The organism is Streptomyces sp. SID4985 (assembly GCF_009863025.1).
In the GTDB taxonomy this organism is placed as follows: Bacteria; Actinomycetota; Actinomycetes; order Streptomycetales; family Streptomycetaceae; genus Streptomyces.
The window spans coordinates 1-2,269 of record NZ_WWIR01000111.1; the positions used below are offsets into that span (position 1 = coordinate 1).

Consider the following 2,269-nt stretch of genomic DNA (forward strand, 5'->3'; position numbering starts at 1 on the left):
CAAGTGCGTGGACGTCGCCGCCGACGACACCGGCGTCAACGGCACGGCCGTCCAGCTCTGGGACTGCCAGACCTGGGCCGTCGACCAGCACTGGTACCACCGCACCGACAACTCCCTCGCCACCCTGGGCCGTTGCCTGGACATCAACGGCAACGGCACGGCCAACGGCACCCAGGTCGAGCTGTGGGACTGCAACGGGGTCGGCGGGCAGAAGTGGGTCCAGCAGGCGGACGGCTCCCTGGTGAACCCGCAGTCGGGCCGCTGCCTGGACCTGCCCGACGGCACCACCGCCAACGGCGCGCGGCTGCGGATCTGGGACTGCAACGGCTCGGCGGCCCAGAAGTTCCGGCTGGGCTGAGAACCGCCGGGGCGACCCGACGGTGGGCCCGCCCCGCCGTAGGGCCGCCCTTCACCGGTTACGGCACCCGGGCCCCGCACACTGGGGGCCAGGTGTCGTATCCGGAGCCGAAGGGAACCCGTTCGCCCATGCACATCGATCTCACAGGACGCACCGCGCTGGTCACCGGCTCGACCCAGGGCATCGGCGCGGCCATCGCCGCCGGACTCGCCCGCGCCGGGGCCCGCGTCGCCGTCAACGGGCGCGACGCCGGCCGGGTCGCCGCCGCCATCGCGGCCCTCGCCGAGCAGGTCCCGGACGGCGAGTTCACGGCGGCCGCCGCCGACGTCTCCACCGAGGAGGGCGCCGAACGGCTGAAACGCGAGCTGCCGGACGTGGACATCCTCGTCAACAACCTCGGCATCTTCGGCACCGCCGACCCGCTGGAGATCACCGACGACGAATGGCGGCGCTACTTCGAGATCAACGTCCTCGCCGCCGTTCGCCTCACCCGGCTCTACCTCCCCGGCATGACCGAGCGCCACTGGGGCCGCGTGCAGTACATCGCCAGCGACTCCGCGATCGTCATCCCCGCCGAGATGATCCAGTACGGCATGTCCAAGACCGCCCTGCTCGCGGTGAGCCGCGGCTTCGCCAAGAAGGCGGCGGGCACCGGTGTCACCGTCAACTCCGTCATCGCAGGCCCCACCCACACCGGCGGCGTCGAGGACTTCGTCTACGAACTCGTGGACCGCGACCTCCCCTGGGACGAGGCCCAGCGCGTCTTCATGCGGGAGTACCGCCCCCAGTCCCTGCTCCAGCGCCTGATCGAGCCCGAGGAGATCGCCAACATGGTCGTCTACCTCAGCTCCGACCAGGCCAGTGCCACCACGGGCGGCGCCCTGCGCGTGGACGGCGGTTACGTCGACGCGATCCTGCCGTAGCCCCACACATGCACATGCCCCTCGGCGGGGTACTCGGGCGGCGCCGGGGGCAGTCTCCCGGCGAGCCCGTATCCGCACTTGACGGCCACCCGGCAGGACGCCTCGTTGCCCACCCTGTGCAGCAGTTCGAGCCGGGTCAGCCCCGCGACCTCCCGGAACGCCCACTCCGTCAGCGCCCCCACCGCGCGCGGGGCCACGCCCCGGCCCCGCGCGTGCGCGGCGGTCCAGTAGCCGACCTCGGCGGTGCCGTTCCCCGGTGCGGGGACCTTGAGGACGACGTGACCGACCAGCCGCCCGTCCGGCTCCAGCACCGCGAAGGCGAAGCGCCTCCCGGTCTCCCACCCCCGCCGCTGCTCCTCGATCCACCGCCCGGCGTCCGCCGCGTCCGCGAGGGCCGGGAAACTCGTCCAGCGGCGCAGCGCCTCGTCCCGCTCCAGCCGTGCGAGCGCGGTGGCGTGGACGGGGGCCCAGCGGCGCAGGAGAAGGGCCGGGAGCGGGGGAGCGGCGGGTATGTCGATCAGCACCGGAGCATGGTGGCACAACGGAGCCCGCGATCAGTCGAGTTGATGCCGTACGGGACTGACGGGCGGACCCGTGCCGTGGCAGGATGCAGCCGCCACCGCAGCCCCCGCAGAGGAGACTCCTCCGTGTCCGACGCCGATACCCAGCCGCCCGTCATCGACACCAGCAAGCCGCACGCCGCCCGGATGTACGACTGGTATCTCGGCGGCAAGGACAACTACCCGGTGGACTGGGCGGCCGCCGAGCAGGTGCAGGCGCTGTTCCCGCAGGTGCCCGAACTGGCGCGGGCCAACCGGCGGTTCATGGTGCGGGCCGTGCGGGCGCTCGCGGAGCTGGGGGTGCGGCAGTTCCTCGACATCGGCACGGGCATCCCGACGGACCCGAATCTGCATCAGGTCGTCCAGGCGGTAGGGCCCGAGTCCAAGGTGGTCTACGTCGACAACGACCCGATCGTGCTGCGGCACGC

General features: G+C 72.5%; 4 protein-coding genes. 3 read left to right on the forward strand and 1 reads right to left on the reverse strand.

The genetic code is table 11. The annotated features are described in order from the left end of the window. Nucleotides 1–358: RICIN domain-containing protein (locus tag GTW40_RS04615; protein ID WP_161178857.1), on the forward strand; the 358-nt coding region annotated here is incomplete at its 5' end. A gap of 128 nt (nucleotides 359–486) precedes the next feature. Further along, nucleotides 487–1,281, forward strand: a complete 795-nt coding sequence (locus GTW40_RS04620; protein WP_161178858.1) for an SDR family oxidoreductase — start codon at nucleotides 487–489, stop codon at nucleotides 1,279–1,281. On the opposite strand, the gene GTW40_RS04625 is transcribed toward GTW40_RS04620, so the two are convergent. Beyond that, on the reverse strand, nucleotides 1,257–1,805 hold the full coding sequence (locus tag GTW40_RS04625; protein WP_161178859.1) for a GNAT family N-acetyltransferase: 549 nt from the start codon (nucleotides 1,803–1,805) through the stop codon (nucleotides 1,257–1,259). The two genes, GTW40_RS04620 and GTW40_RS04625, sit on opposite strands and share 25 nt — an antisense overlap. Nucleotides 1,806–1,928: 123 nt before the next feature. Between GTW40_RS04625 and GTW40_RS04630 the strand changes: the two genes are divergently transcribed. Beyond that, nucleotides 1,929–2,269 (forward strand): SAM-dependent methyltransferase (locus GTW40_RS04630; protein ID WP_343245614.1); only part of this gene is annotated, 341 nt, incomplete at its 3' end.